Annotated in this window: 31 protein-coding genes; 11 read left to right on the top strand and 20 right to left on the bottom strand. The window is 71.6% G+C overall.

All coding sequences use genetic code 11. The features are described 5' to 3' along the window. Entirely contained in the window at positions 1-897 is an 897-nt protein-coding gene (locus tag LNW72_RS26045; protein WP_138350987.1) for an NYN domain-containing protein, read from the bottom strand. Positions 898-1,021: 124 nt separating this feature from the next. Between LNW72_RS26045 and LNW72_RS26040 the strand changes: the two genes are divergently transcribed. Further along, on the top strand, positions 1,022-1,162 hold the full coding sequence (locus LNW72_RS26040; protein WP_187145002.1) for a hypothetical protein: 141 nt from the start codon (positions 1,022-1,024) through the stop codon (positions 1,160-1,162). Positions 1,163-1,246: 84 nt separating this feature from the next. Here LNW72_RS26040 and LNW72_RS26035 read toward each other — a convergent pair whose 3' ends face one another. From LNW72_RS26035 to LNW72_RS26020, 4 genes are all read right to left on the bottom strand, one after another. Further along, positions 1,247-1,855 (bottom strand): MarC family protein, encoded by a 609-nt coding sequence (locus LNW72_RS26035; protein ID WP_250977586.1) that lies wholly within the window; start codon positions 1,853-1,855, stop codon positions 1,247-1,249. A gap of 145 nt (positions 1,856-2,000) precedes the next feature. Beyond that, positions 2,001-2,858, bottom strand: a complete 858-nt coding sequence (locus LNW72_RS26030; protein ID WP_250977585.1) for a PHP domain-containing protein — start codon at positions 2,856-2,858, stop codon at positions 2,001-2,003. 82 nt (positions 2,859-2,940) lie between these two features. Then, positions 2,941-3,579 (bottom strand): DUF6758 family protein, encoded by a 639-nt coding sequence (locus LNW72_RS26025; protein WP_250977584.1) that lies wholly within the window; start codon positions 3,577-3,579, stop codon positions 2,941-2,943. Between the two features lie 152 nt (positions 3,580-3,731). Next, positions 3,732-4,319, bottom strand: a complete 588-nt coding sequence (locus LNW72_RS26020) for a suppressor of fused domain protein (protein ID WP_250977583.1) — start codon at positions 4,317-4,319, stop codon at positions 3,732-3,734. A 424-nt stretch (positions 4,320-4,743) separates the two neighbouring features. On the opposite strand from LNW72_RS26020, the gene LNW72_RS26015 reads away from it, so the two are divergent. Next, complete coding sequence (locus LNW72_RS26015; RefSeq protein WP_138350992.1) at positions 4,744-5,859, top strand: magnesium and cobalt transport protein CorA; 1,116 nt, start codon at positions 4,744-4,746, stop codon at positions 5,857-5,859. 21 nt (positions 5,860-5,880) lie between these two features. Here LNW72_RS26015 and LNW72_RS26010 read toward each other — a convergent pair whose 3' ends face one another. Continuing rightward, positions 5,881-6,849 (bottom strand): DMT family transporter, encoded by a 969-nt coding sequence (locus LNW72_RS26010; protein WP_374117325.1) that lies wholly within the window; start codon positions 6,847-6,849, stop codon positions 5,881-5,883. Positions 6,850-7,002: 153 nt separating this feature from the next. On the opposite strand from LNW72_RS26010, the gene LNW72_RS26005 reads away from it, so the two are divergent. Next, positions 7,003-7,530 (top strand): hypothetical protein, encoded by a 528-nt coding sequence (locus LNW72_RS26005; RefSeq protein ID WP_250977582.1) that lies wholly within the window; start codon positions 7,003-7,005, stop codon positions 7,528-7,530. Between the two features lie 43 nt (positions 7,531-7,573). Here LNW72_RS26005 and LNW72_RS26000 read toward each other — a convergent pair whose 3' ends face one another. Further along, entirely contained in the window at positions 7,574-8,299 is a 726-nt protein-coding gene (locus tag LNW72_RS26000; RefSeq protein WP_250977581.1) for a hypothetical protein, read from the bottom strand. 257 nt (positions 8,300-8,556) lie between these two features. Here LNW72_RS26000 and LNW72_RS25995 point away from each other — a divergent pair, with 257 nt between their 5' ends. Genes LNW72_RS25995 through LNW72_RS25985 form a run of 3 tightly spaced genes read left to right on the top strand, consistent with a single transcriptional unit; the run spans position 8,557 to position 11,591 of the window. Continuing rightward, the gene (locus tag LNW72_RS25995) at positions 8,557-9,870 is read left to right on the top strand and encodes a magnesium transporter MgtE N-terminal domain-containing protein (RefSeq protein WP_250977580.1); all 1,314 of its coding nucleotides are present in this window, start codon (positions 8,557-8,559) and stop codon (positions 9,868-9,870) included. Next, positions 9,860-10,414 carry a DUF1003 domain-containing protein gene (locus tag LNW72_RS25990; protein ID WP_250977579.1) on the top strand — a complete coding sequence of 185 codons (555 nt, stop codon included), beginning with the start codon at positions 9,860-9,862 and terminating at the stop codon, positions 10,412-10,414. The genes LNW72_RS25995 and LNW72_RS25990 overlap by 11 nt, the downstream gene beginning before the upstream one ends. Positions 10,415-10,433: 19 nt before the next feature. Further along, on the top strand, positions 10,434-11,591 hold the full coding sequence (locus LNW72_RS25985; RefSeq protein ID WP_250977578.1) for an Mrp/NBP35 family ATP-binding protein: 1,158 nt from the start codon (positions 10,434-10,436) through the stop codon (positions 11,589-11,591). A 55-nt stretch (positions 11,592-11,646) separates the two neighbouring features. On the opposite strand, the gene LNW72_RS25980 is transcribed toward LNW72_RS25985, so the two are convergent. The 5 genes from LNW72_RS25980 to sigE all read right to left on the bottom strand — a co-directional run bounded on the left by LNW72_RS25980 (position 11,647) and on the right by sigE (position 15,890). After that, complete coding sequence (locus LNW72_RS25980; RefSeq protein WP_250977577.1) at positions 11,647-12,261, bottom strand: hypothetical protein; 615 nt, start codon at positions 12,259-12,261, stop codon at positions 11,647-11,649. 144 nt (positions 12,262-12,405) lie between these two features. Beyond that, complete coding sequence (locus LNW72_RS25975) at positions 12,406-12,852, bottom strand: sec-independent translocase (RefSeq protein WP_250977576.1); 447 nt, start codon at positions 12,850-12,852, stop codon at positions 12,406-12,408. 122 nt (positions 12,853-12,974) lie between these two features. Continuing rightward, positions 12,975-14,270: a S1C family serine protease gene (locus LNW72_RS25970; RefSeq protein WP_374117324.1), complete on the bottom strand. Its 1,296-nt coding sequence runs from the start codon at positions 14,268-14,270 to the stop codon at positions 12,975-12,977. 70 nt (positions 14,271-14,340) lie between these two features. After that, a complete protein-coding gene (locus LNW72_RS25965; protein ID WP_250977575.1) occupies positions 14,341-15,132 on the bottom strand; it encodes a zf-HC2 domain-containing protein in 792 nt (263 codons plus the stop codon). Further along, positions 15,129-15,890 (bottom strand): RNA polymerase sigma factor SigE, encoded by a 762-nt coding sequence (gene sigE, locus LNW72_RS25960; protein WP_187145001.1) that lies wholly within the window; start codon positions 15,888-15,890, stop codon positions 15,129-15,131. The genes LNW72_RS25965 and sigE overlap by 4 nt, the downstream gene beginning before the upstream one ends. Before the next feature lie 225 nt (positions 15,891-16,115). On the opposite strand from sigE, the gene LNW72_RS25955 reads away from it, so the two are divergent. Then, complete coding sequence (locus tag LNW72_RS25955; RefSeq protein ID WP_250980313.1) at positions 16,116-16,754, top strand: O-methyltransferase; 639 nt, start codon at positions 16,116-16,118, stop codon at positions 16,752-16,754. An 88-nt stretch (positions 16,755-16,842) separates the two neighbouring features. On the opposite strand, the gene LNW72_RS25950 is transcribed toward LNW72_RS25955, so the two are convergent. Further along, complete coding sequence (locus LNW72_RS25950; RefSeq protein WP_069464762.1) at positions 16,843-17,010, bottom strand: DUF3117 domain-containing protein; 168 nt, start codon at positions 17,008-17,010, stop codon at positions 16,843-16,845. 279 nt (positions 17,011-17,289) lie between these two features. On the opposite strand from LNW72_RS25950, the gene LNW72_RS25945 reads away from it, so the two are divergent. Beyond that, the gene (locus tag LNW72_RS25945) at positions 17,290-18,090 is read left to right on the top strand and encodes an enoyl-CoA hydratase/isomerase family protein (protein WP_250977574.1); all 801 of its coding nucleotides are present in this window, start codon (positions 17,290-17,292) and stop codon (positions 18,088-18,090) included. A 29-nt stretch (positions 18,091-18,119) separates the two neighbouring features. Here LNW72_RS25945 and LNW72_RS25940 read toward each other — a convergent pair whose 3' ends face one another. Together LNW72_RS25940 and LNW72_RS25935 are read right to left on the bottom strand one after the other, a co-directional pair. Then, positions 18,120-18,710: a DNA-3-methyladenine glycosylase I gene (locus LNW72_RS25940; protein WP_250977573.1), complete on the bottom strand. Its 591-nt coding sequence runs from the start codon at positions 18,708-18,710 to the stop codon at positions 18,120-18,122. After that, positions 18,703-19,071, bottom strand: coding sequence for a cell division protein DivIVA (locus LNW72_RS25935; protein ID WP_250977572.1), 369 nt, complete (start codon positions 19,069-19,071; stop codon positions 18,703-18,705). Before LNW72_RS25935 ends, LNW72_RS25940 begins: the two co-directional genes overlap by 8 nt. A gap of 134 nt (positions 19,072-19,205) precedes the next feature. Between LNW72_RS25935 and folP the strand changes: the two genes are divergently transcribed. Beyond that, positions 19,206-20,066 (top strand): dihydropteroate synthase, encoded by an 861-nt coding sequence (folP, locus tag LNW72_RS25930; RefSeq protein ID WP_250977571.1) that lies wholly within the window; start codon positions 19,206-19,208, stop codon positions 20,064-20,066. 45 nt (positions 20,067-20,111) lie between these two features. Here the strand turns inward: folP and LNW72_RS25925 are convergent, their stop codons facing one another. The 3 genes from LNW72_RS25925 to dapE form a co-directional block, all read right to left on the bottom strand. Then, positions 20,112-20,927 (bottom strand): TIGR00730 family Rossman fold protein, encoded by an 816-nt coding sequence (locus LNW72_RS25925; RefSeq protein ID WP_250977570.1) that lies wholly within the window; start codon positions 20,925-20,927, stop codon positions 20,112-20,114. A 19-nt stretch (positions 20,928-20,946) separates the two neighbouring features. Further along, positions 20,947-22,026: an esterase family protein gene (locus LNW72_RS25920; protein ID WP_250977569.1), complete on the bottom strand. Its 1,080-nt coding sequence runs from the start codon at positions 22,024-22,026 to the stop codon at positions 20,947-20,949. Between the two features lie 116 nt (positions 22,027-22,142). Further along, the gene (gene dapE, locus LNW72_RS25915; protein WP_250977568.1) at positions 22,143-23,213 is read right to left on the bottom strand and encodes a succinyl-diaminopimelate desuccinylase; all 1,071 of its coding nucleotides are present in this window, start codon (positions 23,211-23,213) and stop codon (positions 22,143-22,145) included. Positions 23,214-23,314: 101 nt separating this feature from the next. Here dapE and LNW72_RS25910 point away from each other — a divergent pair, with 101 nt between their 5' ends. Together LNW72_RS25910 and LNW72_RS25905 are read left to right on the top strand one after the other, a co-directional pair. Then, positions 23,315-24,256, top strand: a complete 942-nt coding sequence (locus tag LNW72_RS25910) for a heavy metal transporter (protein WP_250977567.1) — start codon at positions 23,315-23,317, stop codon at positions 24,254-24,256. A gap of 275 nt (positions 24,257-24,531) precedes the next feature. Continuing rightward, the gene (locus LNW72_RS25905) at positions 24,532-25,029 is read left to right on the top strand and encodes an ATP-binding protein (protein WP_250977566.1); all 498 of its coding nucleotides are present in this window, start codon (positions 24,532-24,534) and stop codon (positions 25,027-25,029) included. Between the two features lie 94 nt (positions 25,030-25,123). On the opposite strand, the gene dapC is transcribed toward LNW72_RS25905, so the two are convergent. Together dapC and fdxA are read right to left on the bottom strand one after the other, a co-directional pair. Continuing rightward, positions 25,124-26,221 (bottom strand): succinyldiaminopimelate transaminase, encoded by a 1,098-nt coding sequence (gene dapC / locus LNW72_RS25900; protein WP_250977565.1) that lies wholly within the window; start codon positions 26,219-26,221, stop codon positions 25,124-25,126. Between the two features lie 88 nt (positions 26,222-26,309). After that, positions 26,310-26,636, bottom strand: a complete 327-nt coding sequence (fdxA, locus tag LNW72_RS25895; protein WP_138351014.1) for a ferredoxin — start codon at positions 26,634-26,636, stop codon at positions 26,310-26,312. Positions 26,637-26,658 lie beyond the last annotated feature (22 nt).

Raw genomic sequence — 26,658 nt, 5'->3', positions numbered from 1 at the left:
TCAGAGCTGGGCGGTGAGGTGGTCCCAGAAGCCGTCGCGCAGCGAACGTCGCAGGTCGGCGTGGGCGCGCAGCGAGATGCCGAGCAATCCCTCGGCTTCGACGAGCAGTTCCTGGTCGTAGGCCGGCGGCAGATAGGGCCGGCCGGGCAGCAGTTCCGCGAGGGTGTCGCGGCCCCGCACGGCGAGCCACTGGCCGGCCACCCGGGCGCCCACGAAGTGCACGTCCGCGCGCGAGGGCACCGGCGCGTCACCGTACTCGGGCACCGGCCGACGGGTCAGATACGGCTTGCAGAACTCGAGGTCGAAGGTGCGCTGGCTGTCGACCTCCCAGAGCAGGGGGTCCGCCTGGTTGCGTCCTTCGGTGGCCTCGATGCCCCACAGGTGCACTCGCGCGCCGTAGCCCTGGGCCGCCTCGACGGCGGACACCAGGTCCTCGTCACCGCCGATGAGGACCGCGTCGCTGATGGCGCGGTGCCGGGCGAGCGATTCGAGGTCGGTGCGGATGAGGGAGTCGACGCCCTTCTGCTGGCGGCTGGCGTTGAGGTTGCCGAGCCGGACCTTGACGTCGGGGAGCTCGGCGATGCGCTCCTGCTCGCGGGTGTGGATGCGGCGGCGGGCGCCGTCGTACCAGTAGACGCGGAGCAGCCGGCTGTCCGGGAAGAGCGAGCGCGCCTTGTCGATGAACGCCTCGATGATGCCCTCGGCGTCCAGGTCGAAGGTCTGCCGGTCCTCGGTGCCCGCGACGAGGCGGCCCGCGGCGGCGTAGACGTAGCCGGCGTCCACGAACACGGCGTGGGTGGCGGGGGTGGTGGCGACTTCGGCCAGGACCCGCTGGAGGAGCTCGTTGGTGCGCTCGATACCGGCGGCCATGGCGGCCAGCGCGTTGTCGTTGTCCATAGGTCCGCCATTGTCCCGTACTCGCGAGTACTTAGGCTCGGAAAAGTTTTCATTAGCGTAGGGAATGTTTTAGCGAGGGGGTTCGTTGACTACTCATGGACAGTGCGACGAAGGGAGAAGCACCATGCGCTTCGAGATCATGCGACTCGACGACCGGAACGGCACCGCTGTGGACAGCACAGTCGTGGACGCCGCCGCCGTCAACAAGATCGTCCAACAGGCCGCGGCCATCGGCCAGCGGATCTACATCCGACCGGCGATCTGAGACAGCATTCGACGACGGCGCCCCTGTACGCACGACGTACAGGGGCGCTTCTGCGTCCGGTGGGCGATGCGGGGGCCGTCCGGGTCAGCCCTCGCCGTGCACGAACCCCAGCACGCCGTTGGCCACCTGCTGAACGGCGATGGCCGAGAGCAGCATCCCGGACAGCCGGGTCACCAGCACCACACCGCCCTCCTTGATGAGCCGGATGATCGCCAGCGAGTAGCGCATGACCAGCCACAGCACGACGTGCATGGCGGCGATCGCCAGCCACACCGACGCCTGCTGGCCGAAGCCGTGGGCGTTCTGCACCGCCAGGATCACGGTCACGATCGCACCGGGCCCGGCGAGCAGCGGCATCCCCAGCGGCACCAGCGCGACGTTCACGTCCTTGGTCTGGGTCGGCTCGTCCATCTTGCCGGTGAGCAGGTCGAGCGCGATGAGCAGCAGCAGCAGACCACCGGCGATCCGCAGCGCGGGGACCGAGACATGCAGGTAGTCGAGGATCTGATGGCCGAAGAGGCCGAAGACGGTGATGACGCCGAAGGCGACGGAGGCCGCCTGCCAGGCCATCCGGCGCTGCACCTTGGTGGCGCGGCCGGAGGTCAGCGCGAGGAAGATCGGGGTGATCCCGGGCGGGTCCATGATCACGAAGAGCGTGACAAAGACCGACCCGAAGAGGGTGACGTCGAGCATTTCAGTGGGGGCTTTCCGCGGTGGGCCGGCAAAACGGGCGGGGCGCCGGCGCCTGAGGCCAGGGCATCAGGACACACGGCAGGAACGAGCGGCGGGGAGGCGGCGGGACGCCGGGCGTCGGGGCCGCCGGGGGGCGGGAGGAGCGCTAGACGGCGCTGATCGGGACCGCGCCGGTCGCCCTGCGCGCGATCTCCCGGTACACCTCGGGGTCGGTGACGCACTCCCCGAGCCGACAGGCCTTGCGGCTGCCGTGGTAGTCGCTGGAGCCGGTGGCGAGCAGCCCCGCCTCGGCGGCGAAGCCGCGCAGCCGGGCCCGGGTGGCCTCGTCGTGGTCCATGTGGTCCACCTCGATGCCGTCGAGTCCGGCCGCCGCCAGAGCGGCTATGACGCTCTCCGGAACGGTCTCGCCGCGCTTGTGGGCGCCCGGGTGCGCGAAGACGGTGACCCCGCCGGCCGCCTTGACCAGGCGTACGGCGTCGAAGGGGTCGAACTCGTGCTTCCCGACGTACGCGCGGCCGTCGTTGGCCAGCCACTGGTCGGTGAACGCGTCGGAGACGCTGTCCACGACGCCGAGGTCGACGAGCGCGGTCGCGATGTGCGGCCGGCCGACGGAACCGTCACCGGCGATCACGGCGACCTGCTCCCAGGTGACGGGGACGCCGAGCTCCTGGAGCTTGCCGACCATGGCCCGCGCGCGCGGCACCCGGTCGTCCCGTACGAGCTCGCGCTCCCGGAACAGCTCGGGCTCGGCGGGGTCGAAGAGGTACGCCAGCATGTGCATGCTGATGCCGTCGACCTTGCAGGACAGCTCCGCGCCGGTCACCAGCGTCAGCGGCGACCCGAGGTCGTACAGCGCCTTGGCGGCCTCGTCCTGGCCGCCGACCGTGTCGTGGTCGGTGATCGCCACGACGTCGAGACCCGCGGCGGCGGCGTTGCGCACCAGCTCGGCGGGGGTGTCCGTACCGTCCGAGGCCGTGGAGTGGGTGTGCAGGTCGATGCGCACGGCACGGCTCCCAACGGCGATAGGCGGTATACGGCACAGGCTTTCGGAAAATAAGGATAGCGGGCCGGAGAACCTGCGAATCTCAGGAGAGCAGCCGGGGAGACAGCGCACCGCACGACAGCAGGTCGACTTCCGCCCCCGCGTCCCGCAGATCGGTGAGCACCAGCTCGTCGTACATCATCAGCCCGGACTGCTCGGGCCACACGATGGCCCAGAGCCACAGCCCGAGCGCCTCGCCCGCGAAGACCGCCCGGTCGCCGGGTGCGTCCTTCACATGCCACAGCGGGGTGGGCCGGCCCGCGGCCAGCACCTTGGTGTGCGGGGACTGGTCCACACACATCGAGGGGCCTGGATCGGGTCCCTGGATGCCCGCGTAGCGCGCCCCCAGCCCCACACCCAGCTCCTCGGCGATCAGCAGCAGCTCACCGGGACCGCCGAGCGGCCCGGGACCGGAGCAGGCCACGGCGGTCGCCCGCCCGCCGCTGCGGTCGTCGCCCGCGGAGGCCACCCCGGAGAAGAGCCAGCCGACCGGCAGCGGCCAGGGCATCCACACCGGTACCTTCGCGCGATGGACCACCACCCCGAGCGCCTCGACGCTCGGCGGGACGACCGGCTGGAGCGGATACACGGTCCCGTGCACGCCGCACTGCCAGGCATCGGCGAAGAGGCCGGGCGCTCGCACCCGGCCACCACACTTCGGGCAACTGGGTTCGCCCCTCATAGAGCCCAACGGTCCTCCCGCGACGTGCCCGCGTCAAGGACGATCACCCGTCCGGCGTCGAGAGATCAGCCGTACGCACGGCGGGACGGGCTCCAGGGGCGGGACTTGTGGGGACGGGACGGGCGGCGGCGGGTCCCGACGCGGCCGCCGGGTCAGTCGCTGAGCGGTACCGACGCCCGCAGCGGGTCGCGCAGATCCGTGCCGTACTTCAGCCAGCGCTCCTGCAGCGCGGCGCCGCCGTGGACGCGCTTCCAGGCCGCCTCGTTCTGTGTCATGGGGAGCACGGGAAAGAACCGGACCGGATCCAGCGGTTCGTCCAGGCCGAGATCCTCGACCAGGCCGCCCGGCTCCGCGACCAGCACCGCGGAGAACGGCGCGCCGGTCCAGAGCGGTCCGCCGACGTCCAGCGAGGCGCCGGGAGCCACCACGACGCCCTCGACCTGGGGCGAGGCGGCGAGCACGGCGAGCGGCCGCAGCACCTGGTCCACGGGGGCGAGCCCGGCCCGTACGGACAGCACCAGTTCGGCGCGCGGGCCGCGCAGCGGGTCGGCGACGGTGGCGAGGGGATCGCTCATCGGCTGCCGCGACATGCCGAGCGTCGCGTAGCGCAGCACATCGCCGTCGACGAAGCGCAGCACCTCGATGCGGTCGGTGCCGAGGAAGGTCACCGCCGCCCTGCTGTGCCGCTCACCGAAAGCCGAGTGCAGTCGCGCCTCGACCAGCTGAAGAAGATCGCCCATACCGCGGAGCATAGGTCCGCCGTGCCCGCGACAGGTAGGGGAACCGTATCGAACGGGCAAAGCCGGGCAGGAGCGCTCCAGGCGCTTGCTAAGGTGGGGCGTTGGCCGCCGTGAAGTCCGGCGCAGCCATGGGTATACGTCATCCCTCAGCGGGGATCGGCCGGAGGAGGTGGGGTTGACATGGATCATAGTCGACCTTGCAGTCCTGCCCGCTCTTCCTTCCGCCGCCTCGCCGGCTGAACCCTCGCGTTCCATACCCGGCACCGTCGCCGGGAAACACGGAAGTTCTCACTTCCCCATGGATCCGCGCCCGCCGCGGGCATCGCGCCGGAAGAGCGCCCTGAACTGCCTTGTGATCACCCTGCCTTGATCAGCATTTCAGTGCGGCTTCCGTGCCGTCGGCCAGTCCGTGAAGGAGCTTGCCATGTCGATGATCCGTGACCTGCGTGCAGTGGTCCGTCCCTCCCTGCGCAAGAGCGCCGTTTCATACGACTACGGCGCGACCCGTACGCCGAGCGCGACGAGCGCGGTCGTGGACTGCGCCGTCTACCGCGACGGCGCGCGCTGCAGCGACCACATCGACCCGGCCGTCGCGCTGGAGAAGGTGCGCACCGGCAGCCGCAGCGAGGGCTTCGTCTGGATCGGGCTGCACGAGCCCACGGAGCAGGAGTTCGCCGGCATCGCCGAGGTGTTCGGGCTGCACCCGCTGGCCGTCGAGGACGCGGTGCACGCCCACCAGCGCCCCAAGCTGGAGCGCTACGACGACATCCTGTTCACCGTCTTCAAGACCATCAGGTACGTCGAGCACACCGAACTCACCGCGACCAGCGAGGTCGTGGAGAGCGGCGAGGTCATGGTCTTCACCGGCCGGCACTTCGTCATCACCGTCCGGCACGGCGGCCACGGCTCGCTGCGCGCGCTGCGGCACCGGCTGGAGGAGGACCCCGAGCTGCTCGCCAAGGGCCCCTCGGCCGTGCTCCACGCCATCGCCGACCAGGTCGTCGACGACTACCTCGCCGTCACCGAGGCGGTGCAGGACGACATCGACGACGTGGAGATCGACGTCTTCTCCGCCGCGCAGGGCAAGTCCGCGCGCGGTGGCGACGCCGGCCGGATCTATCAGCTCAAGCGCGAGGTGCTGGAGTTCAAGCGGGCCGTCTCGCCGCTGCTGCGGCCGATGCAGCTGCTCAGTGAGCGGCCAATGCGGCTGATCGACCCGGAGATCCAGAAGTACTTCCGCGATGTCGCCGACCACGTGGCGCGGGTCCACGAGCAGGTGGTGGGCTTCGACGACCTGCTCAACTCGATCCTGCAGGCGAACCTGGCGCAGGCGACCGTCGCGCAGAACGAGGACATGCGCAAGATCACCGCATGGGCCGCGATCCTCGCCGTCCCGACGATGATCACCGGTGTGTACGGCATGAACTTCGACCACATGCCGGAGCTGCACTGGCGCTACGGGTACCCGATGGTGCTGTGCGCGACCGTCGCCATCTGTTTCAGCATCCACCGTGGATTCCGGCGTAACGGCTGGTTGTAGCGCGGTCGGCGGCGGTGGTGGTCAGGCTCCGCCGGGCGTCGCCGGAAGGTCCGCCGGCACCGGGCTGGATTTGCGGTCCGCCAGGATCACCAGGGCCAGGCCGGCGAGGATCACCCCGAGCGCCGGGTAGGCCATCGCCGGCGGCGTCTGGCCCAGCCAGAGCGCCGCGATGAGGGCCGCGCCCGGTGTCTCCAGCAGGATCGCGGTCGAGGTGGTGGACGGGCCGAGCCCGTGCACCACCCGGTTCAGCAGCGAGTGGCCCAGCAACTGGGCGGCGACGGTGAGCGCGACGAGCTTCAGCCAGGTCTCCCCGCTGTACCCGCCCAGCGAGGCGCCGGAGACCAGGCAGGCGACGAGCAGCGCGGCCGCCGTCGTCGAGTAGCAGATGTAGGTGTACGCGGTGGTGCTGGCGGTCCTGCGGACCTCGGCGCCCAGCAGGACGTACGCGGCCGCCGCGATGCCCCCGCCCAGCGCGAGCGCGTCGCCGCCCAGCGCACGGGTGTCGGTCGACATGTCGATGCCGGTCAGGATGATGACGCCGACCACGGCCAGCAGGGTGCCCGCCCACACCATCCGGGGCGGCCGGTGGCCGCGTATCCGCAGGATGATCGTGGTCCAGATCGGGGTCGTGGTGCACAGCGCGGTCGAGGTCGCGACCGACGTCATCGACAGGCTCGGCAGCCACAGGCCGAAGTGCAGTGCGAGCGTCGCGCCCGCCGCCACCGACAGCAGCAGCGAGCGGCGGCCCATCCGGCGCAGCTCGCCGAGGTTGCGGCGCAGCACGAACGGGGTGAGCACCCCGACCGCCATGGCGTTCCGCCAGAACGCGATGGCCAGCGCCGGGGCGGCGGTCGCCGCGATCAGCGGCGCGGAGAACGAGACGCCGGCGATGGCGACGGCCAGCAGCGTCAGGTCCAGCGGCCGGTGCGCGACCGCTGCCGCGGGGGGCACGGCGACAGGCGGGGCGACGGTGCGCGGCTCGGCGGACACGGGTTCTCCTCGGTCGGTACAGGGTCTTCGACCAGCGTAAGGGCCGTGACAAGACCATGCTCCTGTCGTCCAGCGCTTGGACCCGCCTGGAGCGCCGCAGGGAACGCCGTGGAGCACGCCGCGGGGCAGGGCGCACCGAATAAGGTGAGCCCCATGACGGAAACCGCCGAACAGACCGCCCTCGTCGAGGAGGCCACCAAGAAGTCCGGCCTGGTCTGGGTCCAGGCCCCGACCGGCCGCTCGCCGCAGGCGGTGTGGCACGCCTGGGTGGACGGCGCGATGTGCGTGGTCGGCGGCGGCCCCGGGGAGCAGCCGCTCGGCGGACTGACCGACGGCGGCACCGCGGTCGTGACGGTGCGCAGCAAGGACAAGGGCGGCCGGCTGGTCGCGTGGCCCGCCGCCGTCTCCGCGCTCGTCCCCGACAGCGACGGGTGGACCGCCGCCGTCGAGGAGCTCAAGGGCAAGCGGCTGAACGCACCGGACGCCGAGACGATGACCGAGCGCTGGGCGCGTGAGTGCCAGGTGCTGCGGCTCGTCCCGTCGGGACCGCCGGGCGAGCAGCCCGGCACCATGCCGGACGGCTCCGGTGCGGCCGTTCCCGTTCCGTCGCCCGCCACGACCCGGCAGCCGATGCCGGAGGCGCTGCCGCGGCTGCTGGCCCGCCGTAAGAAGCGCGCCTGACGGTCGCGCCTGACGGAGGCCCGACGGTACGGCCGGGGCGGTGTCAGCCGCCCGAGGTGCCCGTCACGGACTTGCCGTAGTCGACGACATGGGCGGCGTCCGGCGCCGCGAGGGCGAAGTCCTTGCCCCAGTCGGCGAGCGTGAGGGTGCCGGAACCGCCGGCGCGCTCGTACCGCAGCGGGTACGGGCTGCCCTCCAGGGACACGTCGAGGGTGCCGCCTCCCCCGCCGTCCGCGGCGAGGGCGATGGTGCGGGTGCCGTTGACCTTGCGGTGGTCGCCGGTGGACAGCTCGCCGTTGAGCGCGAAGAGCGCGTCGAGCAGCACCTTCTTGTCCGTGAAGCCGCTGAACTGCTGGTAGGCGGGGTCGCCGGCCGGCACCTTGACGTACTTGTCCTTCAGCTTCGCCGCGGCGGCCTGGCTGTTCTTGTCGGAGCCCGCGTCGCCGTAGAAGTCGGCGCCCGCCTTCAGATACAGGTCGTCGTCGACCCGCAGCAGCTGGAACGTGCTGCTCTGCGTCGAGACGTCGCCGACCCCGCCGTTGCCGCGCAGCCGCATGTCGAGCTTGTACGTCTTGCCCTTGCTGACCACGGTGCCGGACAGCCGTACGGTCTGCGCCGCCGCGGCGGCGTCGCGGGCCCGCTGCTCGATCGTCTTGGGGGGCAGTTTGGCGACCCCGTTCGTTCCGGCGTCCGGGTCGCCGCAGCCGGCGAGGGTCAGTCCGGCGCACAGCGCCCCGACGAGAACAGCGGATCGGCGGCCGGGAAACACGTGTTCTCTTCCTCCAGCGGCAGGGGAACGGTGGTGAGGAGCCCCGAAGCTACCGCAGCGTACAGCTCCCTGCCGAGACCCGGACCGAACCATTCCATGGGCGACCGGAAGCCTGTGGCCTGCCCGGGGCGCACCCACGGCCCGCCCACGGCCTCCCGCCGCCTCCCCCGCGGAGCGGCGCCGTGCGGCAGCCAAGATCCCAGCGGGTTAGCCTGACAGCGACGAACCGTGACCCGCACGACGCCAGGAGGCACCGCATGGCCGCAGGTGCCCCGCGCGTGTTCATCTCCCACATCTCGGGTGTCGCGGTCTTCGACCCGGGCGGCGACCAGGTCGGCCGGGTGCGGGATCTCGTGGTCATGCTGCGGGTCGGCGGGAAGCCGCCGCGGGTGCTCGGGCTGGTCGTCGAGGTGGTCAGCCGGCGGCGGATCTTCCTGCCGATGACCCGGGTGACCGGCGTCGAGTCCGGCCAGGTGATCACCACCGGCGTCGTCAACATGCGGCGCTTCGAGCAGCGGCCGACCGAGACCCTGGTCCTCGGCGAACTGCTCGACCGGCGGGTCAGGATCGTTGCGACCGGCGAGGAGGTGACGGTGCTGGACATCTCGATGGTGCAGCTGCCGGCCCGCCGCGACTGGGAGATCGACAAGGTCTTCGTCCGCCGCGGCAAGGGCGGCGCGCTGCGCAGGCGCGGCGAGACGCTCACCCTGGACTGGTCCGCCGTGTCCGGCTTCTCGCTGGAGGAGCACGGGCAGGGCGCCGAGAACCTGCTCGCCACGTTCGAGCGGCTGCGCCCCGCCGACCTCGCGAACGTCCTGCACCATCTGTCGCCCAAGCGCCGCGGTGAGGTCGCCGCCGCCCTGGACGACGACCGGCTCGCCGACGTGCTGGAGGAGCTGCCGGACGACGACCAGGTGGAAATCCTCGGCAAGCTCAAGGAGGAGCGCGCGGCCGACGTCCTGGAGGCGATGGACCCGGACGACGCGGCCGACCTGCTCTCCGAGCTGCCCGAGGTCGACCAGGAGCGCCTGCTCACGCTGATGCAGCCGCAGGACGCGGCCGACGTGCGCCGGCTGCTCTCCTACGAGGAGCGCACGGCCGGCGGTCTGATGACCACCGAGCCCATCGTGCTGCGGCCCGACGCGACGATCGCGGACGCGCTCGCACGGGTCCGCAACCCCGACCTGTCGCCCGCGCTCGCCGCCCAGGTCTATGTCTGCCGGCCGCCCGACGAGACCCCGACCGGCAAGTACCTGGGCCTGGTGCACTTCCAGCGGCTGCTGCGCGACCCGCCCTTCACCCTGGTCGGCTCGATCGTCGACACCGACCTGCTGCCGCTGCCGCCCGGCACCCCGCTGTCCGCGGTGACCAGCTATCTGGCCACGTACAACCTGATCTCGGCGCCCGTCGTGGACGAGAGCGGGTCGCTGCTCGGCGCGGTGACGGTCGACGACGTGCTGGACCACCTGCTGCCCGACGACTGGCGCGAAACCGATCTGCACGGCGCGGCCGGCGCGTACCACGTCGGTGAGACCCGCCAGGACGAGAACAGGCCCGCCGATGCCCGCTGACGTGGAGCGCGAGCGCGCGAAGACACCGGGCGGCTCCACCGCGGCGCCGCGGCACCGGGTACGCCTGGACCAGCCCCGCCCGACCCGGCGGCGGCTGCTGCCGGCCTACGACCCGGAGGAGTTCGGCCGGTTCTCGGAGCGGATCGCGCGCTTCCTGGGCACCGGGCGCTTCATCGTCTGGATGACGGTCCTCATCATCCTGTGGGTGCTGTGGAACGTCTTCGCCCCGGACTCGATGCGCTGGGACCAGTACCCGTTCATCTTCCTGACGCTGATGCTCTCGCTCCAGGCGTCGTACGCGGCGCCGCTGATCCTGCTCGCGCAGAACCGCCAGGACGACCGCGACCGCGTCACCCACGAGCAGGACCGCAAACAGAACGAACGCAGCATCGCCGACACCGAATACCTGACGCGGGAGGTGGCGTCGCTGCGGATGAACCTCGGGGAGGTCGCCACCCGCGACTGGATCCGTTCCGAGCTCCAGGATCTGCTGAAGGAACTGGAAGAGCGGCGTGACGAAGGCGACGCCGGACCCGACCGGTGAGCGCCGTACCATCGACCGTATGGCTACCGACATTCACGGATCCGCTCCGACCGCCGACGCCGTGCGCGCGGCGCTCGCGACGGTGAACGACCCGGAGATCCACAAGCCGATCACTGATCTCGGCATGGTCAAATCCGTGGACATCGCGGACGACGGCACCGTGAAGGTCGCCGTCTATCTGACGGTGTCGGGCTGCCCGATGCGCGAGACCATCACCACGAATGTCACCACGGCCGTCGAAGGGGTACCGGGCGTCACCGGTGTCACCGTCGAGCTCGACGTCATGAGCGACGAGCAGCGCAAGGAGCTGGCCGGCAATCTGCGCGGCGGCACCGCCGAGCGCGAGGTGCCCTTCGCCCAGCCCGGCTCGCTGACCCGGGTCTACGCGGTCGCCTCCGGCAAGGGCGGCGTCGGCAAGTCCTCGGTGACGGTGAACCTGGCGGCGGCGATGGCCGCCGACGGCCTCAAGGTCGGCGTCGTGGACGCGGACATCTACGGCCACTCGGTACCGCGCATGCTCGGTGTCGAGGGCCGGCCGACGCAGGTCGAGAACATGATCATGCCGCCGTCGTCGCACGGCGTGAAGGTCATCTCGATCGGCATGTTCACCCCGGGCAACGCGCCCGTGGTGTGGCGCGGACCGATGCTGCACCGTGCGCTGCAGCAGTTCCTCGCCGATGTGTACTGGGGCGACCTGGACGTCCTGCTGCTGGACCTGCCGCCGGGCACCGGCGACATCGCGATCTCCGTCGCGCAGCTGGTCCCGAACGCCGAGATCCTCGTGGTGACGACGCCTCAGCAGGCGGCGGCCGAGGTCGCGGAGCGCGCCGGGTCCATCGCGGTGCAGACCCACCAGAAGATCGTCGGCGTCGTGGAGAACATGTCCGGGATGCCGTGCCCGCACTGCGACGAGATCGTCGACGTGTTCGGCAGCGGCGGCGGCGAGCGGGTCGCCGAGGGGCTGACCAGGACCACGGGCGCGACGGTGCCGGTGCTGGGCCAGATCCCGATCGACGTGCGGCTGCGCGAGGGCGGCGACGACGGCCGTCCGGTCGTCCTGAGCCACCCGGACTCCGCCGCGGCGCTCGCCCTCAGGGCGATCGCGGGCAAGCTCGGCGGTCGGGCCCGCGGCCTGGCCGGCATGTCGCTGGGGATCACCCCGCGCAACAAGTTCTGACCACAGGACGGTGCCCCCGGCCGCACCGCGGCCGGGGGCACCGTCCTGCCGGAGCTCAGCCGTCGTACGAGGTGATGTCCTTCACCACGGCCAGTCCCAGCCCGTAGGCGCTCATGCCGCGCCCGTACGCGCCCAGGTGGGCACCGCGCGCGGAGCCCGCCATGACCCAGCCGTACTCGGACTCCCGGTAGTGGAAGGTGGTGGGCTCGCCGTCCACCGGGAGCGTCAGGGTCGACCAGTGGGGGCCGGCCAGATCGTCGGCGAGATCCCAGGCGGTCGCGATCTGCTGGTCGAGCCAGTCCTGGCGCAGTGCGCGTTCCATGTGGGTGGGCCAGGTGCAGGACAGCAGGCCGGAGCCCGCCAGCCAGGCCGCCGAGGACACCGAGGTGGCCTCGAGTACGCCGGTGCCGTCCGAGCTGCGCCGGCCGGGACGCCGGGCCACCGTCACGACCACGGCGAACCGCTGGGCCTGAGGGTCGGTGGTCTCCGCCTTGATGGACGGTTCGTCGCCATGCCCTATCGAGCCGTGCTCCACGGTTCCGTCCGCGCTGGTGCCGACCGCGGTCAGCCAGCGGCGTCCGGTGAACGCCTCATCCAGCCCGTACCACGGGAAGTCGGCCATCAAGTAGCCGTCGACCGCTCGATCCGCTGTGCCGGTCTTCGTCTCCATCGGGGTGGCGCCTCCTCCATGCCCTTTTGGGCTCCGCCATCTTGCCGGACCGGAGCCGGGCCCGGAGGCCAAAACGGCGCACGGTGATGGCGGACACATGGAGAATAGCCACCCCAAGGGGTGGAACGGGACAAACTGGTTGACTCAGGTCGCGTCGGAATCGAACGGCGGGGGCTCGTCCTTGTCCAGCGTCTCGCGCTTGCGGAGCCGGTCCGGGGTGCTCGTGGCGGCACCCGCGGCGCCGGCGGCGGCCGCGGCCGTGGTGTCCGTGCCGTTCACGGCATCCGTGACCTCGGCCATCTCCTTGCGGAAGTCGAAGCCGTTGCGCAGGTCCTGCAGACCGAGCTCCTCGTTCTCCAGGATGTTCTTCCGGATGTACGTCTTCGGGTTCAGGTCCTCGAACTCGAAGTCCTTGAACTCGGGCCCCAGCTCCTTGCGGATGTCCTCCTTGGCGCTGTCCGAGAAGGCCCGCACCTTTCGGATGAACGCCATCGTGTCCTGGATGACCTTCGGCAGCTTGTCCGGGCCGAAGACGAGCACCGCAAGGATGACCAGCGCGATCATCTCCATCGGGCCTATGTCGAAGAACACCTTGCAGCTCCTTGGGACGTCCACAGCCGGGTGGGCAGGGTCCGGGTCGACTTACCGTACCTGGCCGCGCGGGCAGCGCGGGAGTGCCTTGGGCCAACACTACGTCGACACCGGGTAAAGGGTCAGTCCCCGGTGGCCGAACCCAAGGTCAGCTCGACAGTACGCTCCGATCCGGCCCGCACCAGCGTGAGTGCGAGGCGGTCACCCGGTCGGTGGCTGCGGATTTTGACGATCAGCTCCTCGCCGCGGTGCACCCGCTCGCCGTCGACCGCCGTGATGACGTCACCGGCCTCGATGCCGGCCTGGTCGCCGGGGCCGCCGGGGGTCACCGCGGTGGTGCCCGCCTTGCCGCCGACCCGGGCGCCGTCGCCCTCGTAGGTCATGTCGACGGTCACCCCGATCACCGGATGGGTGGCCCTGCCGGTGTTGATCAGTTCCTCGGCGACCCGCTTCGCCTGGTTGGCCGGGATCGCGAAACCGAGGCCGATGCTGCCGCCCTGGCCGCCGGCCGGACTGCCGTCGTCGGCCGCCCGGATCGCGCTGTTGATCCCGATCACCCTCCCCTGCCCGTCGACGAGCGGGCCCCCGGAGTTGCCGGGGTTGATGGGTGCGTCGGTCTGCAGCGCGTCCACATAGCTGACGTCGGAGCCGTCGGTGGCGCCGCCGGCCGTGATCGGCCTGCGGGTGGCGCTGATGATGCCCGAGGTGACGGTGCCTTCGAGCCCGTACGGGGCGCCGATGGCGACCACCGGATCGCCGACCCGCACCGAGTCGGAGTCTCCGAGGGTGAGCGGCCGCAGCCCGGACACCCCGCTGACCTCGATGACGGCGAGGTCGTAGCCGCTGTCCACCCCGACCACCTTCGCCTTGCTCCGCTGGCCGCCGTTGAAGGTGACCTGGATGTCGGCACCCTTGCCGGCGGCGCCGACCACATGGTTGTTGGTGAGGATGTGGCCCTTGGCGTCCAGCACGAACCCGGTGCCGGTGTCCTCGCCCGCGGCGCCCTTCACATGGATGTAGACGACGCCCGGCAGCGTCCTGGCCGCGATCCCCGCGACACTGTCGCTCGCCCGGTCGGCGCTGCCCTCGGAGACCTGGGGCAGTGTCACCTGATCGCCGTCCTGGGCACTGTGCCGTTCGGCGTAGACGCCGGCCGCTCCGCCGATCCCGCCGGCCAGCAGCGCCACCAGCGCGGCGCCCGCGATCAGCGGGACCGCCCGTCGGCGACGGGAGCGTGCCGGGATGCCGGGACCCTGCCAGGGAGCAGGCTCCGAGGCGCCGCCGGACATCCGGTTGAGCAGGTAGGGGTCGGGGAACGCCTCGTCCGGGGCGAGTCCTGTCGCCCCCGCGCCGTCCGCGCCGGGCACCGGGCCCGACGGGCGACTCCACCACTGCGGCCGGTCCGCCTCATCGCTCATTCCTCGAGCCTGCGGGCGCTATGCGGAAGTCCGCAAGTGCCACACGGCCGGATGGCCTCAGCCGGGCGGGTCAGCGGTGTGCGGCAGGTCCTGGAGTGGCCGCTGGGGTCAGCGAGGCGGTCGGTGCGGGCTTGGTGACCGGCACGGACGCCATCAGCGGACGGGTCACCGAGGCCGGCGTGACGCTCGCCATCGGGGGATGCCGCAGATAGCGGTCCTCCGCCGAGTTCACCAGGTCGCTGCGCAGCGGCTGGAGGTCGGAGACCGAGTTGACGCCGCTGAGCGGGGCGACCGCGGGGCCCTGTTCCTCGGGACGCGGGGCGCCGCTGTCGATCGCCGCGTCCATCGGGAGCGCACCGCCGAGCGCGATGGCAGCCATCGAAAACGCGCCGGCCGCCGCGAAGGCGAACCGCCGGCCGCGCGAGGCCGAACCGGGCGAGGACGCCGAACGCTCGACCTCATGGATCCGGAAGCCGCGGGACCGCACATCGGTCGGTGCGGCGAGATCGGGACCCGGGGACAGGAAGGAGAACTCCTCCGCCGTGCTCTGCCCGAAGACGTCAGCGCTGAAGAGGCCGCCGTCGAACGGACCTCTTCCCTCGTCGTCACCACCACCCGGCAGTCCCTGGAGCCGGGCCAGCAGGCCCGCGGACAGGGTCGGCGGCGCCGTGGTCGCCACGACGTTCTTCAGCCGGCGCTGCTCATCGGCGGCTGTCTTGCACTGGGGACACGTCACCAGATGCGCGAGCACCCGGTCCCGGGTGTCGTCGGGCAGCTCGCCGTCGACGAACGCGGCGAGACGATCGCCGAGATGCTGCTCGGCAGATGCCACGTGTTGCTGGCCGGTACCGCTACTGCTCACGCTCTCCCGCCCTCCAGGCCCGGTTTCGGTACGGCGGCGGCCAGCGCGCGACCCGGTCGGGCCGCGGGGGAACGGTGCTCAAGAGCCTTGCGCAGGTGGGAACGGCCGCGGTGGATCCGGCTCCGGACCGTGCCGAGCTTCACGCCGAGGGTGGCGGCGATCTCCTCGTACGACAGCCCCTCGATGTCACAGAGCACGACGGCGGCGCGGAACTCCGGTGCGAGGGTGTCCAGCGCCTGCTGGACGTCCGCGTCGAAGTGCGTGTCGTTGAAGTGCTGTGCGGGGGACGGCTCACGGCTCGGGAGCCGCTCCGCCGCGTCGTCGCCGAGCGCGTCGAACCTGATCCGCTGACGTCTCCGCACCATGTCCAGGAAGAGATTGGTGGTGATGCGGTGCAGCCAGCCCTCGAAGGTGCCGGGCGTGTACGTGGACAGGGAACGGAAGACACGGACGAAGACTTCTTGGGTGAGGTCCTCGGCATCGTGCTGGTTGCCCGTCAGGCGGTACGCCAGGCGGTAGACGCGGGCACTGTGCGTGCTGACGATCTCCTCCCAGGAAGGAGGCGTCCACGCCTGGTTCTCCCCGTCGGTGGCGAAGGTCGCGTTGGCGGGTACGTCGTTGCGTGAACGGTCAGCAGTGTTGGTCACGGATTTCGGCTGTCCGGAAGACCTGAGAATATGCCGGAGCACTCCCCGATCACCGGCCGCAGCCGCACCTCCCCTGTCGGCTCTGGTGGTCTCCAGTAGAGCCACTACCATATCCACCTCGCCCGTTAGCTCCGGATAAGTGCGCTGTCTCGCCGGGGACCTGGTCCGGACGGCCACACGGGAGGTACTTCCCCCGTACCGCACGTTCTCGGTCCCGCCCTACTAACGCGTAGTCCCATCAGCAGGTTCCCGGCTCGGGGGTCCCACCCGGCGGCAGCTGGGGGAGGATACAGTCGCCGGGCGGGCCGCAACACCGACGGGGACAGGGAGAGGGCCATTACCGGCAACCGGCAGGCGAGCTGGGCGTTCGCCGACGCCTTCGTCGCCGAAGACGACGCGCTGATACGAGCCCGGCGGCGCGCCCACGAGTCCGGTCTGCGCCCTGTGTCCCCCGGAACCGGCGCGACGCTGCGGCTGCTCGCCGCCGCCTCCGACGCCAAGGCCGTCGTCGAGATCGGCACCGGCACCGGTGTGTCCGGCATCCATCTGCTGCTCGGGATGCGGCCGGACGGCGTGCTGACCACCGTCGATTCCGAACCCGACCGCCAGCAACTGGCCCGCGAGGCCTACCGCGACGCCGGCTTCGCCGCCAACCGCGCCCGGTTCATCCCCGGCCGCGCGCTGGAGGTCCTGCCGCGGCTGGCGGACGGCGGGTACGACCTCGTCTTCTGCGACGGGGACCGGCTGGAGTACCTGGACTACCTCGGCGAATCGTTGCGCCTGCTGCGTCCGGGCGGACTGGTCTGCTTCGAGGGGACCTTCGCCCAGGGCCGCACGCTCGACGCGGCCCACCAGGACATCGAGGCCGTGCGGCTGCGCGAGCTGATGCGCGCGGTCCGCGAGAGCAAGGCGTTCGCGCCGGTTCTGCTGCCCACCGACGACGGGCTGCTGTGCGCGGTCCGCAGGGGCGCGTAGCCGGCCCCTGGATACGGCAGCGGCCCCGGTTCCGGACCTGGAACGGTCAGGAATCGGGGCCGTGACGTTTATTGGGAACGCGCTCGTGTCAGGCGATGGCCTTCTTCAGCGCGTCGCCGAGGGCATCCGCCTCGTCAGGAGTCAGCTCGACAACAAGCCGTCCGCCGCCCTCGAGCGGAACGCGCATGATGATGCTCCGCCCCTCCTTGGTGACCTCGAGCGGGCCATCACCCGTCCGCGGCTTCATGGCCGCCATGCTCGTTCCCCTTCCTGAAACCAGCTCGGACTCGAACACATTGGTTCTCGACCATTATCCCGCATGTGCCGACCCGATGACCAACATCGGTTCCCATCCGTTCGAGAAACCCCTCCCACAAAACCGGCCAATTCGGTGATCGGACTGCGATACTTCGCCGCCGCACTCCCGTTCCGTGCCGCATTCGCCCCGTTGAATGTTTGACGTACGTCACATGTTCGCCTGTGGCGATCTCCGGCATGCTGGCCAGGACCGGAGCCGCGACGAAGGGGATCATCCATGTCCGACAGCGTGCTGTACGAGGTGAGCGACGGGCTCGCGACCATCACCTTGAACCGTCCCGATGCCATGAACGCCCTGAACGTCGAGACCAAGGTGGCGCTCCGCGAGGCCGTCCGCGGCGCGGCGGCGGATTCCCAGGTCAGGGCCGTTCTGCTGACCGGAACCGGGCGCGCCTTCTGCGTCGGACAGGACCTCAAGGAGCATGTCGGCCTGCTGATGGAGGACCGCGAGTCCGGCACGGGCGCCACGATGTCGACCGTCCGGGAGCACTACAACCCCATCGTCACCGCCCTCGCGACGATGCCGAAGCCGGTGGTCGCGGGAATCAACGGGGTCGCCGCGGGCGCCGGGGCGGGCCTGGCGTTCGCCTCGGACTACCGGGTGGTCGCCGACACCGCGAGCTTCAACACGTCCTTCGCGGGGGTGGCACTGACCGCGGACTCGGGCGCGTCGTGGACCCTCCCCCGGCTGATCGGCCACGGCCGCGCCGCGGACCTGCTGCTCTTCCCCCGCAAGGTGACCGCTCAGGAGGCCCTGGAGCTCGGTATCGCCAACAAGGTCGTCCCGGCCGCGGACCTGGCTGCCGAGGCCCTGGCGGTGGCACGGAGCCTCGCGGCGGGCCCGACGGTGGCCTACGCGGCGATCAAGGCGTCGCTGGCGTACGGGACGGACCACTCGCTCCTGGAGACGCTGGAGAAGGAGGACGAGCTCCAGACGGTCGCGGGCGCGTCGGAGGACCACCGGATCGCCGTGGAGGCGTTCCTCAAGAAGGAGCCGCCGCGCTACCTGGGCCGCTAGGCCGTCTCTTCGTAGGCCCGGATCCGGGTCTACGCGGTGGCGGTGCGCACGTGGCAGCCGGCCAGGTGGTCGTCGACCAGGCCGCAGGCCTGCATCATCGCGTAGGCCGTGGTCGGCCCGACGAAGCGGAAGCCCTGCTTCTTGAGGTCCTTGGCCAGCGCCGCCGACTCGGGCGTGGTCGCCGGTACGTCGTCGAGCGTGCGCGGCACCGGCCGGCCCGCCGGGTCCGGCGCGTGCGACCAGATCAGCTCGTCGAGGCCGCCGGCGCCCAGCCCGGCGGCCACGTGGGCGTTGGCGAGGGACGCGTCGATCTTGGCGCGGTTGCGGATGATGCCGGGGTCGGCGAGCAGCCTTTCCCGGTCCTCGTCGGTGAACGCCGCGACCGCCTTGATGGAGAAGTCCGCGAAGGCGGCGCGGAAGCCCTCGCGGCGGCGCAGGATCGTGATCCAGGAGAGCCCGGACTGGAACGCCTCCAGGCACAGCCGCTCGTAGAGCGCGTCGTCGCCGTGCACCGGGCGGCCCCACTCGCTGTCGTGGTACGCCACGTACTCGGGCGCCGACAGCCCCCAGGGGCAGCGGGCCAGGCCGTCCTCGCCGGTGACCGTGCCGCGCTCAGTCATGGGGGTGGTCCTCCGGCTCCTTGCGGAGCGAGGGCGGGGTGTCCAGCAGCGCCGGGGTGGCCAGGGCGGTCGCCTGGGCGCCGGCCAGGGCCGACTCCAGGTCCGCGATGCGCGCGTCCCGTTCGGCCAGCTCCGCCGCGAGGCGGTCCAGCACCTCGTCCGCGTCGAGCATCCGGTAGCCGCGCACGGCCACCGGCAGCCGCAGCCCGTCGATGTCGGCGCGGACCAGCGGGCGGTCGGCGGGCAGCCGGTCGTCGATCCGGTCCGGGTCCGCGTCACGGAGCGGGCCGCCGTCGCCGAGTACGGCCAGTGCGACTGCGGCGACCACCGCGACCAGCGCGATGAGCATGAACCAGAACAAGACCGTCTCCCGGGGCCGCGCGATGTGTTTGCACGATGGTGCCATGTCCGGCCCCCGCCGGGCCCTCCTGTGAGGAGTCGGCGCCCTCCTGCGGCTATCGTCGCCGTTGGGCGATCTACAGGAGGCACACGCAAATGCTGCGGCTGGGCACGCGGGAGTTCGGCGACGACGAACTGGTCATCATGGCGATCGTGAACCGGACACCCGATTCGTTCTACGACCAGGGCGCCACGTTCACCGATGAACCGGCCCTGCTGCGCGTGGAACGGGCGGTGTCCGAGGGCGCCGCAATCATCGACATCGGCGGGGTCAAGGCCGGTCCCGGCGAGGACGTCTCGGCCGAGGAGGAGATCCGCCGCACGGTCGCCTTCGTCGCCGAGGTCCGCCGGCGGCACCCGGACGTCGTGATCAGCGTCGACACCTGGCGGCACGAGGTGGGTGAGGCGGCCTGCGAGGCGGGCGCCGATCTGCTGAACGACGCCTGGGGCGGCGTCGACCCGAAGCTGGCCGAGGTCGCCGCCCGCTACGACGTCGGGCTGGTCTGCACGCACGCCGGCGGCGTCGAGCCGCGCACCCGCCCGCACCGGACCGGGTACGAGGACGTCATGGCGGACATCCTGCGGGTCACCGTGGGCCTCGCGGAGCGGGCCGTCGGGCTCGGTGTGCGGCGCGACGCCGTCCTCATCGACCCCGGGCACGACTTCGGCAAGAACACCCGGCACTCGCTGGAGGCGACGCGGCGGCTCCCGGAGATGACGGAGACCGGGTGGCCGGTGCTGGTGTCGCTGTCGAACAAGGACTTCGTGGGCGAAACGCTCGACCGCCCGGTCAAGGAACGGCTGATCGGGACGCTGGCGACCACCGCGGTCTCGGCCTGGCTCGGGGCGCGGGTGTACCGCGTCCACGAGGTCGCCGAGACCCGTCAGGTCCTCGACATGGTGGCCTCCATCGCGGGCCACCGGCCGCCCGCGGTCGCCCGCCGCGGGCTGGCGTAGGGACCCCGGCGGGCCGGGGTCCCCTGGCTGCCCCCGGGGGCCGGCTCAGCCCTCGGTCTCCTTGGTGACCAGGGCCACGGCCTCGTCCACGTCGTCGGTCAGATGGAACAGCTCCAGATCGGCCGCGGAGGCCTTGCCGCCCGCGATCAGGGTGCCCCGGACCCAGTCGACGAGGCCGCTCCAGTAGGCGGTGCCGAACAGGACGATCGGGAACCGGGTGACCTTCTTCGTCTGGACGAGGGTGATGGCCTCGAACAGCTCGTCCAGGGTGCCGAAGCCGCCGGGGAGCACGACGAAACCGCGCGCGTACTTCACGAACATCGTCTTGCGGACGAAGAAGTAGCGGAAGTTCACCCCGATGTCGACGTAGGGGTTGAGGCCCTGCTCGAAGGGCAGCTCGATGCCGAGCCCGACGGACACCCCGCCCGCCTCGCCCGCGCCCTTGTTGGCGGCCTCCATCGCACCGGGGCCACCACCGGTGATCACCGCGAAGCCGGCCTCGGCCAGCGCCCGGCCGATCGCGATGCCCGCCGCGTACTCCACCGAGTCGACCGGGGTGCGGGCGGAGCCGAACACGCTGACGGCGGGGCCGAGTTCGGCCAGGGCGCCGAATCCCTCGACGAACTCGGACTGGATGCGCATGACCCGCCAGGGATCGCCGTGCACCCATTCCGAGGGGCCGCGGCTGTCCAGCAACCGCTGGTCGGTGGTGCCGGCCTGTACCTGGTCGCGCCGCCGGACCACCGGCCCGGTGTGCCGTTCCGGCCAGCCCTGTCCCTGCGGAGAAGAGCGCTCGGCCGCCTCGTTGGCCGCCGCTGCCGCCTCCTGCGCGTTGCTCGTGTCCCTGCGTGCGGTACTCATGCGAGCAGCGTACGACGCATCACGGCGCGTCAGGGCTGGCCAGCGGCACAACGCGCGGCGCCTCCAGATGACTGCTCACCCAGGTGAGCGCGTCGGGGAACATCCGTCCCCAGGTCTTCCAGTTGTGGCCGCCGGTGTCCAGCAGCATGGGGGTGACGGTCGTCGGCGCCTGGACCGCGTGCCCGAGCCAGTCGGCGAACCGCGGCGGGCTCTCGGGGTCCTGGACGCTCGACCCCACCAGGAGGTCCACGTTCGGCTTGGTGTTGTGGGCCAGCCACAGCGGTGAACGGGGGCCCTCCGCGGGGTTGTCGGGGGCCAGCGCGGCGCCCGCCACGTACCGGGAGGGGTAGTCGAGGGCGAGCCGGGCGGCGCAGTAGCCGCCGGTCGATATGCCCATCACCGCCCAGCCGCTCGGGGCGGGCAGGGTACGGAAGTTGTGCGCGACCACGTCCGGCACGTCCTGGGCGAGCCAGGTGCCGCCCTTGCCCCGGCCCGGCGCGTCGGCGCAGCCGGCCTTGGCGCCCTTGGGCGTGATCGTCGGCAGGACGAGGATGGCCGGCTCGGCCTTGCCCTCGGTGATCTGCCGCTCCATGATCTGGCCGAGCCGCATGGCGCGCAGGAAGCTGCGGGGGCTCCCGGGCAGGCCGTGCAGCACCACGATCACCGGGAAGCGGGTGTTCGCGTACTCCTTCTTGTCGTACTGCGGCGGCGTCCAGACCATGACGTCCCCCGACGCGCCGGACTTGGCGCCGAGCACGTCCGCCTTGCGGAACCCCTGCGCGTACGGGTCGAACTTCACCGTCAGCTGCGCCGGTCCCGGCGGCGGCGCCTTGTGCTTCGCGGAGGCGTTCATGCTGCCGCCCCCGCTGCCGCCGCCCAGCAGGTCGTCCCAGGAGGCGTAGAAGCCGTACTGGTTGTTCACCCCGGCCATCACCACGAAGACCGCCGTCAGCTGGCACACCACGATCATCCCGACGCGGGCGGGCAGCCGGAGCAGCCGGGGGCCCGGCACGCGCCCCCAGAGCAGCACGGCCCCCGCCACGGCCGCGACGGCCGCGACGATGAGCACCACGAAGAACAGCGGACTGGTCAGTCCCATGGAAACAGCCTTCTTCCCCCCACACGATCGGTCGCATCCGATCACACCATGGCGAGAACATCACGCGGATATCGGCCCGCGCGGTTCCCACCGGGCCCGCCGCCGGGTCCTGGGCGTCAGGCGGTGAGCCAGGCCCGCAGCCGCTCCTCGGCCTCCAGGACGGCGGCCACCGACACGTTCTCCTCGCGGGTGTGGGCCAGCTTGGGATTGCCGGGGCCGTAGTTGACCGCCGGGATGCCGAGGGCGGAGAAACGGGCCACGTCGGTCCAGGATTCCTTGCCGAACGGCTCGGTTCCGATGGCCGCGACGAACGCGGCGGCGGCCGGCTGGGACAGTCCGGGCAGCGCGCCGGGCGCGCTGTCGGTGGGCACGACCTCGAATCCCTCGAAGACTTCGGTGACGTGCGCGAGCGCCTCGGCCTCGGTCTGATCGGGCGAGAACCGGTAGTTGACGATCACCGCGCACGTGTCGGGAATCACATTCCCCGCGTGCCCGCCCTCGATCATCACCGCGTTCAGACCCTCGGGGTAGACCAGCCCGTCGATGACGACCCGGCGGGGCTCGTAGGCGGCGAGCCGGGCGAGGATCGGCGCGGCCTTGTGGATGGCGTTCTCACCGAGCCAGCTGCGTGCGGAGTGGGCGCGGCGGCCGGTGGTCTGCACCCTGACCCGCAGGGTGCCCTGGCAGCCGCCGTGCACCTGGGCGTCGGTGGGCTCCAGGAGCACCGCGAAGTCGCCGGCCAGCCACTCGGGGTGGTTCTCGACGAGCCGCTTGAGGCCGTTGAACTGGGCGGCGATCTCCTCGGCGTCGTAGAAGACGAAGGTGAGGTCGCGGTTGGGCTCGGGCAGCGTCGCGGCGAGGCGCAGCTGTACGGCGAGGCCGGACTTCATGTCGGTGGTGCCGCAGCCCCACAGCAGGCCGTCGGCGTCGAGCCGGGACGGCAGGTTGTCCGCGATCGGCACCGTGTCCAGGTGTCCGGCGAGCACCACCCGCTCGGCGCGGCCCAGGTTCGTCCGCGCCACGACCGCGTCCCCGTCCCGGTCCACGGTCAGGTGCGGAAGGGCGCGCAGCGCCTCCTCCACGATGTCGGCCAGCGCCTTCTCGGCGAGGCTGACGGAGGGGATGTCCACGAGCTGCGCCGTGACGACGGCGGCATCCTGGCTGAGGTCGAGCGGGCTGGCGGTCATGGCTCCGACCCTACCGGCGGTCCCGTGGACCTCCCACGACGTGCACACGTCCGGCGCCGGCGTTCGGGGCTCCGGAGTGGTGTGTGGGTACGGTGGGCGTCATGTCCCAGCCTTCGCCGACACCGGAGCGGCGTCCTCGCCGGCACGGCCGCCGACTCCGGCTGACCGTCGCCGGCCTCGTCCTGCTCGGGATCGCCGGATACGGCGCCTACTACGTCGTCGAGAGCCGCACCCAGCGCGCCGGGTGCACGGTCGCGGCGGACGGCAACACCATGAAGCTGGAGTCGCAGCAGGCGGCGAACGCCTCGACGATCGCCGCGGTCGCGACGTCCAGGGGGCTGCCGGAGCGGGCGCTGACGATAGCGCTGGCCACCTCGATGCAGGAGTCGATGCTCCGCAATCTCGACCACGGCGACCGGGACTCGCTCGGCCTGTTCCAGCAGCGGCCCTCGCAGGGCTGGGGCACTCCGGAACAGATCATGGACCCGGTGCACGCCACGAACGAGTTCTTCGACGGCCTGGTGAAGATCGAGGGCTATTCGCGGCTGCCGCTGACCGTGGCCGCCCAGCGGGTGCAGAAGAGCGGCTTCCCGCAGGCGTACGCGAAGCACGAGGCGGACGCGACCCTGCTGACCTCGGCGCTGACCGGCCGGCAGCCCGGTGCGCTCAACTGCACCCTGGGCTCGGGCGAGACCGTCACGACGGGCGATCCCGCGCAGGTCCGCAAGCAGCTGGCCCGTGAGTTCGGACCGCAGGTCACCCCGCGCCCGGCCGAGGGCAGGGCCGGTGGCGGCACGGCGCGCGAGCGGACCGTCCAGGTGCCGTCGGCCCCCGCCGGAGGCGCGGCGGAGGGCGACGGGAAGCGCCGCGGCTGGGAGGTGGCGCAGTGGGCGGTGGCCCATTCCGCGGACCTGAAGGTCGAGAAGGTCTCGTTCCAGGACAAGCAGTGGCGGGCGGCCGATTCCGGCAGGGGCTGGCAGAAGTCCGACACCGGTGCGGCCGGGACCGCCGACGGAGACGTACGGATCACGGTCGCGCAATAGTGCGGCGCGTCACCCGCAGGCGCATAGCGGCTACGTCAAACCCTGGAAGCGGCCAATTCCCCCGACTGGCCGCCAATTCCCTTGCCACACAAGCGATGTGACGTTTCCTCACTTCTTTGCGAGGTGACCGGAATGGCCCATTTTGCCGGAGCACTATTATGCGACGCATTACCAACTCTTTACCTCGAACGGCCGCAACCTTCGGGCTCCTGGAGCGGTAGTCAGCACGTCCGCCCAGCGGACATGTCCCGTCCCCCCTCCGTAAAAGGAGCACCATGTCCCTCCCCCTTTCGCGTCGGATCGCCCGTGCAGCCCTGCTGATCGGTGCGGCCGCGGCTCCCCTGCTGGGTGCCGGCGCCGCGTCGGCCGCCGAGCTGCCGCAGACGGCTGACCTGGGTGGACTGACCAACCTTGACGGCGCGAGCCTGGGCAACACCCTCGACGGCGCCTCCCAGCAGGCCAGCGGCCTGGCCGCCGAGGCCGGCAGCAAGACCGTGCAGACGGCCGTCCCGGCCGCGGGCCGGACGGTCGGCACCACCGGGAAGACCGCCGCCCCGGCCGCTCAGAAGGCCGCAGGCGACGCCGCGGGCTCCACCGGCGATCTCCTCGGCTCGACCACCAAGTCCGTGGGCGCGGCCGGCCTGTCCGGCGCCGAGACCCTCCCGGTCGCCGGCATGCCCGGCGGTTCCTCGCTCCCGTCGGCCGGCGCCCTCCCGGTCAGCACCCTCCCGACCAACGCGCTGCCGCTCGGCAGCCTGCCGCTCGGCGGCTAGGCACCGCGGCCAGGCACGGCGGAGCCACGCGAAGGGGCCCGGGGAGCGCGCGCTCTCCGGGCCCCTTCGGGCTGTGCGGGGACAACGGGGGACGTCAGGCCAGCCGGCGCACCGCGGCGTCCACCCGCTCGTCGAGCGCGGTGAACGCGACCCGTACGAAGTGCGCGCCCGTCGGACCGTAGAACTCGCCCGGGGCGACCAGGATGCCCTGCTTGGCCAGGTCGCCGACGGTGTCCCAGCAGGACTCCCCGCGGGTGGCCCACAGGTAGAGGCTCGCCTCGCTGTGCTCGATCCGGAACCCGGCGGCCTCGAAGGCGGTCCGCAGCACGGCCCGCCGCCGGGCGTAGCGCTCCTTCTGCACGACGGCGTGCTCGCGGTCGCCGAGCGCGGCGATCATCGCGGACTGCACGGGCGCGGGGACGATCATGCCGGTGTGCTTGCGCACCCCCAGCAGCTCCTTGACGACGGCGGCGTCGCCGGCCAGGAACGCGCCCCGGTACCCGGCGAAGTTGGAGCGCTTGGAGAGCGAGTGGACGGCGATCAGTCCGTCGTGGCTGTCACCGCACACGTCGGGGTGCAGGACGGAGACCGGTTCGGCGTCCCAGCCCAGCTCGATGTAGCACTCGTCGGAGACGACGAGGATGCCGTGCTCGCGCGCCCAGTCCACGATGCGGCGCAGTTCGGCGGCGGCCAGCACCCGGCCGGTCGGGTTCGACGGGGTGTTGAGCCAGAGCAGTTTGACGCGCGCCGGGTCGAGGTCGGCGACCGGGTCGGCGTACGTCACCGGCTCGGCGCGGGCGACGAGCGCCCCGATCTCGTACGTCGGGTAGGCCAGCTCCGGGTAGGCGACCTGGTCGCCCTCGCGCAACCCCAGCAGCGTCGGCAGCCAGCCGACCAGCTCCTTGGAGCCGATCAGCGGCAGCACGTTCGCCGGCTGGGCGCCCGTGATGCCGAGCCGGTCCCGCAGATACTCGGCGACGGCGTCCCGCAGCGAGCCGGTGCCGTACGTCTGCGGGTAGCCGGGGCTGTCCGCGGCGGCGGACAGCGCCTTGCGGATCACGGCCGGGACCGGGTCCACGGGGGTGCCCACCGACAGGTCGACGATGCCGTCGGCGTGTGCGGCGGCCGCGGACTTGTACGGCTCTAGCCGGTCCCAGGGGAAGACGGGGAGACGGTCGGAGACTGGCGCCACGCTGGTGCTCACTTTCCTGGACTGGAGAACGACGCCGGTCCCGTACGGAAGCCTCCCCGTACGGGACCGACGCATCGTGCGGTCGTGATCAGCCGGGCTGGTTCTGCGGTTCCAGCGCGGCGATGAAGGGGTGGTCCCGCTCGATCAGCCCGAGCTTCGAGGCGCCACCAGGCGATCCGAGCTCGTCGAAGAACTCCACATTCGCCTTGTAGTAGTCCTTCCACTCCTCCGGGGTGTCGTCCTCGTAGAAGATGGCCTCGACCGGGCAGACCGGCTCACAGGCGCCGCAGTCGACGCATTCGTCCGGGTGGATGTACAAGGACCTGGAGCCCTCGTAGATGCAGTCGACCGGGCACTCTTCGATACACGCCTTGTCCTTGACGTCGACACAAGGCTGCGCGATGACGTAGGTCACGCTGTCGTTCCTCCTCGGTAGG

The sequence above is a fragment of the Streptomyces sp. RKAG293 genome, from assembly GCF_023701745.1.
Lineage (GTDB): Bacteria > Actinomycetota > Actinomycetes > Streptomycetales > Streptomycetaceae > Actinacidiphila.
Note: the sequence above shows the minus strand (reverse complement) of the source record. Positions and strands in the feature narration are given on the sequence as shown.